This window comes from Butyrivibrio sp. AD3002, assembly GCF_000420905.1.
Lineage (GTDB): Bacteria > Bacillota > Clostridia > Lachnospirales > Lachnospiraceae > Butyrivibrio.
Genome location: NZ_ATVV01000056.1, coordinates 1 through 5,989, shown reverse-complemented (window position 1 = coordinate 5,989; position 5,989 = coordinate 1). Strand labels below are relative to the sequence as shown.

The 5,989-nt window shown below is 40.6% G+C and carries 9 protein-coding genes; 4 read left to right on the top strand and 5 right to left on the bottom strand.

The annotated features are described in order from the left end of the window. Together G596_RS25375 and G596_RS0119960 are read left to right on the top strand one after the other, a co-directional pair. Positions 1-204, top strand: a 204-nt coding sequence (locus G596_RS25375; RefSeq protein ID WP_026671439.1) for a hypothetical protein, incomplete at its 5' end; no start/stop codon positions are given. 371 nt (positions 205-575) lie between these two features. Continuing rightward, positions 576-902 (top strand): leucine-rich repeat protein, encoded by a 327-nt coding sequence (locus G596_RS0119960; protein ID WP_022763559.1) that lies wholly within the window; start codon positions 576-578, stop codon positions 900-902. 83 nt (positions 903-985) lie between these two features. On the opposite strand, the gene G596_RS0119955 is transcribed toward G596_RS0119960, so the two are convergent. The 5 genes from G596_RS0119955 to G596_RS0119930 all read right to left on the bottom strand — a co-directional run bounded on the left by G596_RS0119955 (position 986) and on the right by G596_RS0119930 (position 4,548). Next, a complete protein-coding gene (locus G596_RS0119955) occupies positions 986-1,996 on the bottom strand; it encodes a hypothetical protein (protein ID WP_022763558.1) in 1,011 nt (336 codons plus the stop codon). Positions 1,997-2,106: 110 nt separating this feature from the next. Next, the gene (locus G596_RS0119950; protein WP_022763557.1) at positions 2,107-2,496 is read right to left on the bottom strand and encodes a hypothetical protein; all 390 of its coding nucleotides are present in this window, start codon (positions 2,494-2,496) and stop codon (positions 2,107-2,109) included. Next, positions 2,483-2,932, bottom strand: coding sequence for a hypothetical protein (locus tag G596_RS0119945; protein ID WP_022763556.1), 450 nt, complete (start codon positions 2,930-2,932; stop codon positions 2,483-2,485). Before G596_RS0119945 ends, G596_RS0119950 begins: the two co-directional genes overlap by 14 nt. A gap of 38 nt (positions 2,933-2,970) precedes the next feature. Then, entirely contained in the window at positions 2,971-3,786 is an 816-nt protein-coding gene (locus G596_RS24250; protein WP_022763555.1) for a helix-turn-helix domain-containing protein, read from the bottom strand. A gap of 252 nt (positions 3,787-4,038) precedes the next feature. After that, the gene (locus G596_RS0119930; RefSeq protein ID WP_022763553.1) at positions 4,039-4,548 is read right to left on the bottom strand and encodes a type 1 glutamine amidotransferase domain-containing protein; all 510 of its coding nucleotides are present in this window, start codon (positions 4,546-4,548) and stop codon (positions 4,039-4,041) included. A 195-nt stretch (positions 4,549-4,743) separates the two neighbouring features. On the opposite strand from G596_RS0119930, the gene G596_RS25115 reads away from it, so the two are divergent. Both G596_RS25115 and G596_RS25110 read left to right on the top strand, forming a co-directional pair. After that, the gene (locus G596_RS25115) at positions 4,744-4,911 is read left to right on the top strand and encodes a hypothetical protein (RefSeq protein ID WP_022763552.1); all 168 of its coding nucleotides are present in this window, start codon (positions 4,744-4,746) and stop codon (positions 4,909-4,911) included. Positions 4,912-4,967: 56 nt separating this feature from the next. Next, on the top strand, positions 4,968-5,120 hold the full coding sequence (locus tag G596_RS25110; protein WP_022763551.1) for a hypothetical protein: 153 nt from the start codon (positions 4,968-4,970) through the stop codon (positions 5,118-5,120). Positions 5,121-5,989: the final 869 nt, after the last annotated feature.

The window sequence follows — 5,989 nt, the reverse complement described above, 5'->3', positions numbered from 1 at the left end:
ACAAAAATAGTCGAGCCTGAGCTTACAGATGATGAGATAAAGAATATCTACCCCGAAGGTTGCACAGTTACTCATACCAAGTATGGCCAGGGTATCGTAAAATCTGTTTCTACAGGCAGGATCACAGTTGAATTTGCTGACTCTGTTGAAAAGATCCTTGGTGCAAAAATCTGCATTAAAAATAAACTACTGACAGTTGCCTGACAAAGTAAACCCCTCCGATTTCTATAAGTCGGAGGGGTTCATAAATATATTGAGCCGGGTCTATTCTGTTTTTATTTATAGAGATCTTCCAATGTCAGCAGCTTCACTTTATCCTTATACGCATGTTCTAAAACCCATTTTGAATATCCTGACAAGGAATACGCTCCTTAAAAATATATCAAATATATTTTAGTAAAGCATGCGCCTAAAGTCAATTTTCGGGCATATTATGCCAGTCTTAGGAGTGTCACAATACCCCAAAATGTAAAAATAAAATGAGATAGTCAATCACAAGTGAAATGATCCGCCTGTGATCTGCACAAACAGACCAAGAAAGAATGTCGCTTGCGACATTCTCGCGCCGAGCGCGGTTGCTGAAGGCAACATATTCCTATGTGCTTGTGCCGTCAACAGTCACTACCATGGGAGATGATGTATTCCAGAACTGTAAAAATGTGACCTCTGCTCGTGTGGAGACCAATTTCACAGCACTTCCAGAAGGATTGTTCTGGGGATGCTCTAATCTGCAGACTGTCCGAATACCTTCTGTTTCAGAAATAGAGGCATTTGCGCTCTATCAGTGTTCCAACCTTACCACCATACAGTATGGCGGTAATCAGACACAGTGGGATGCCGTGGTTATAAATTCCTACAATGACAACCTCAGGACAAAGAATATTGTATATAATGCACCGTAAAAAATACCATCAGAATCATTTACCATAGTGTTCAAAAACATAGGCTGGCAACTCGTGACAAGTTACCAGCCTTCTCTCATTTTTTATATTCCATATGGCCAGATTTTATCTGCCAGAGTCTGCCTGTTTTCTTTATCAGAGCGTTCTTCCATATGCATATCATGTCCGGAAAAGCTTATCTGTATAGCTTCAAGATCAAGCGTCATTTCCGCCCCATCTTTCATTCCGTAATCTATCAAATAAAATATGCCATCTTCCCTTAATTCAACATCTCTTACCATATAATAGTCTACTTCAGCAGACAGTAACTCGCCGACTCCCACTAAGCCCGCGGCACCATCCTCATCTACAGCCCAATGCTGCTCCCATCCGCTTCCAGACCAGGTATAGAGTTCACAATTCGATGCTATTGGCCCTCCGGTCGAGTCAGTGATGTGCACTATCAGTATCTCGTCAACGTTATCGTAGTCAAAATCCCTAAATGAGATCAGTTCACCAGTGTTTGGATACATTGGATATGGAGCAGACACAAAACTGATTCCATTGCCAAAAGAGAAACTATAAATACATCCATCCCCGGTATGGCCTATAACCCTGGAAATATGATCTGTGAGTCCATCTCCATCCAGGTCAATATCCTTGTATTTTTCAGGGAAAGCTTCTCCAAGATCCACTCCACCATTTTGCGCATATTCTTCATTTTGATTTACAGTACAGTTAAATAGAGCATCTGTTATGCTTTGATCCTTACAAAAGTCATAAACCTCGCTGGGTTTATATGTTCCTATTATGGCCGGTTTACTCTCATCCTCCTTATAAGGATCTTCCATTTCTGGTTCAGTCATCTCCTCTTCAGTATTGGAATCAGACATGCTTTCATTATCTTCAGGAGCGGTGGAATCCACGTCTTCTGCAAGTTTTTCAGTATCAGCTGTAGCTGTTTCTTCCGAGTTATCACTAACAGTTTCTGTTGTTTCGCTGGATTCTGTAGGTGCCTCAGAACCTTCCACGCTGCTTCCTATACCACACCCGCTTAAAGAAAGCACCAATAATGGTACAGCCGCCAGTTTAAGAATAGATGTCTTGTTTCTCATATATACCCCCGCACAATTTAAGTTGATATTACATGCTCTCCTCAGAGCAATTTCCAAATATAATTATTACTCATTAATATCAAATACACCAGCGATTAAGTATCAAACGACTAATCTTTTGCAACCTCTGTGCCTTTGTTAAACGTCTTCCACTGTATGCCTGCCGGTTCGAGTATTTCCTCTGAAAAAAGAGCTCTTTCCTCACTGTCAGATATTTTCTGAGGTTCCTGACCCTCATAGGTAATTGTGATAACATCTTCATCGTAATCACCCGGATAAAAGATTTCCCACACCTTCTTGGCTCCATCCTTCGAATTAAAAGTATACGCCGTAGTTGCAAAATCAAATCCATCTATCCAAATGTCGTCGCTTGGCAGATATCCGGTATAGGTACCTCCAGCAGTAACTACACCATCCTTAATATAATAGATAGTATATGCATGCCTATTTTGATGTTTTACAACTAGGAAATCACCTGAATGCAGTTTAGACTTCTGCATATCCATTGAACTCATTCAATTTGATAAATGAATAGATTATAGGGCCCTCTATCACAGCATCTTCTTCCTCTAATCCAACAACGATGTTTACTGAAAAGAAGGAATTATCATTTGAATCCTTAACCGATACTGCCTTGGCCTGCCTGTATCCTTCTTTTTGGGAGTATAGCCCTGAGCCGATGAGCATCTTTTCAATCTCTTCTACTGTGTATTCCTCAATTCCAATCGTTGAGATAAAGATGGTTATCATAGTAGTCCCTTCGCCAGACCAGCATTCCAGAAAATAAGGACGTCTTCCGATCGCACCGCAATCCCATCCTATATTGATATCCCCGATATTATTAACCTTGGGCCAGTACCTTCGCTCATGGTCGATCATAGGATAGTAAAAATCTGCATTATTCCGATAGTGCTGCAAAAATTCTACAGGTTTCATAGTTACAACCCTCTCTTCCCGAATCAGACAAGATACAATCACAGCAGTCTTTTATAGATATCAAGCATGCTCTCCATCTGGTACTTTAAAAGCCATGCTGCATTGTTATATTCAGTAGTATCTTTTATGGTCTTCAGCAAAACCGGATAATACTCTTCCGTTTCCTTTATCATTCTATATATTCTGTCTCGGCTAAGCCCCCATGGCATTGTCGTGAGATTATTGCATCTATCCATACACTTAATGAGCGAAGCTTTGGGATTTCCAGAAATGGCTTCATAGTAGCTGCTTATGATCTCTTTACGGTTCTGGTCATTTGTTTTTTCACAGGACAACAGGCTTACCAATCCTTTTATCTCATCGTCAACAGGAAGGTCATCCAGTTTTACAGAACAGTCTTCAATTACATCATGCAGAAGGCAGGCTGCTATTACAGCATCATCCACTATTCCCATAGATAATGCATGACAGGCCAGATTCAGCGGGTGATAGATATACGGAATCGAAGAATGCTTTCTGCTTTGTCCTTCATGGGCCTTTATCGCATAATCAACAGCTTTTAACGTATTGGGAAGCTTGAAATTCCTGGCGGTTGTCTTTACATAAGTCTTCATGTGCTCCCAATCGTAGATGGCTTCTTTCGTCTTAAATGTATTGTTCTTCTCTTCTGCAATTGCAGAGACTGATACATCAAAAAATTCCGCCAGCTTGATCAGTTTTTCAGTATCCGGTTTATATTCGTCTCTTTCCCAGGACGATACGGCTTGAAAAGTAACTCCAAGCGCATCTGCAACCTGCTCCTGAGTATATTTCCTGTCTTCTCTTAAGCCCTTTATATTACTACCTATGCTCATCTTTACCCTCCCTGCTATTTATGAGAGTTCTCTGCCTTACAGTTTAATGATAATTCTATATTCACTATTATTTTAGCGAGAGCAGCTTTATGTTTCAATTAATTATTCAAGCTGTACTTGAGTTTAAATTCGGGGTGAAAATGGTATTTCATATGATGATAATTCCGGGGAAAGGTGCTGCCAGGCATAAAAAACGGGTTCTATTCATGCTAAACACGAATAGAACCCGTTATATCATTTGATCGAAGCTGATCATTGCCTTTGCAGCACATCCACAAGGGCTTTCATGTAGTCCGGGATATCCGGTGGTCTCCTTGCTGATACAATATTCCCGTCAACAACGCATGGCTCATCGAGCCAAATAGCGCCTGCATTTAAAAGGTCATCCCTTATACCAGGAGTACTTGTGACCTTACGTCCTGCTAAAATACCGGCAGAAGCAAGCACCCATCCTGCATGACATATCTGCCCGATGAGCTTGCTGTCATCATTCATCTCCCTTATTATCTGTAGGACATCCGGAAAACGCCTTAGCTTATCAGGCGCCCAGCCCCCAGGGACGAGGATACCATCATAATCCTTTGAGTCAACATCATGAAATGACAGGGATACTTCACACGGGACTCCATACTTTCCATGATAAAGTCCCGGTTTTTCCGCTACCAAGTCAACCCTGCATCCCGCTTCCCTAAGGCGCATGACGGGACACCACAGTTCAAGATCCTCAAAATCATCGCTGACAAGCTGAAGTATCTTCTTCATAGGCTTCCTCCTTTTTGCTTCAGTTCTTATATGCTCTCTTTAATGTTCTCATCTCTCATTTTCTTCTTAAAACCATTATACATTTTCTTTCAGCTTTTTTTATAAATGTTTTATGCCCTTATCGCACAATGGTCACATTTAGAAGCTAATATTTTCAAAACAAGAAGTCTATTGTCAGCTTAAGAGGGAACAGTTATGGCAAAGATAATTCCATTTAATAAAAACGATCCAAAAATAATAGATACAATCGAATTCAATGGGAAATATACAGATACTGCTGCGCTTAGGCAAAAGCTTTTAATTGCAGGCGTTCTTTTCATAACCGCCGCTGTATTTGCCTGTATACAGTTTTTCCTGTTCTGACAGGAAGTGATTCTTCATGAATAAAAATTTGCAACTATATGAAAAGGAGAACGCCTATGAGTGATGAATTCAGAGAAAAAGCTATTGGAGTTATAGTAGAATTTGGTCACGGAAATGCCGATGAACTAAAGGCTCTTTCAGATAGTGACCTTCTGAAGAAGTACTGCGAGGTGACCGGAGAAACAGCTGATGATTATAAAGATGCATAGTGCCAGCCGCTTCCAGTGAAAACGCCCATCAGAGGTGATTAATTGGCGAGACCAGACAACAGCAAGCCATGCCAACGCTCGTCATCATCTGGTCTCTGTGTTTTCCTATGTGGAGGCTGTTATTCGCTCCTTGTTATATTAATTCTATCTTGCTGCAACCGGATTTCCTAGTACCAAAGTTAAGAAAAACAGCTGGTTTTGAAAGTAATATCCAATTGCACTTTCAAATTTACAGTCTGTTATCGCAATACCGTGCGATATGCTAAAAAGCAATTGTTTACAAAGATATTCTCCTAAGAATAAAATAAATGATAGTATCTCTAGTTTATGGATATAGCTCCGGTATACTGCATATCTCCCATGGAATGGGTTGGATGACCAGTGCAGAACCCGGAGCTTTCCCTTTTGCTTAGTCTATTATTTTTCCCTCCCCAAAAACTGATTTCATACGACTTCTTTAGTATACTCACCCTGATATCCCATAAAAATACCTTCTGTTGCGATATCATCAGATATATATTTCTAACCCGGCGATTTACAGAGATGTCTCGCAGGAGGATTTCACACATTTTACACAGATCGGTCACTTTCTCTTACGATTTTATCTGTATCATATAATAAAGAGAACAAAAAACATCTCTTAACCCCCTCATAAGAACACAAACTTTTCTTCATTAAAACCAGGCTGGAGCTTACGTGACAAAGCTCCAGCCTTCCTCATTAATCTGATAATGCAATGTAATGGATTATTGTTGCCGCAAGGAAAATGAACTACCTCCACCGACTCTGCGTCGGAAGAGGTTTCTGTTATGCCGCAGAGCGGCATGAACCTTTGGGATGCTTAGTGCATCCCAAAGAACAGGGCATGT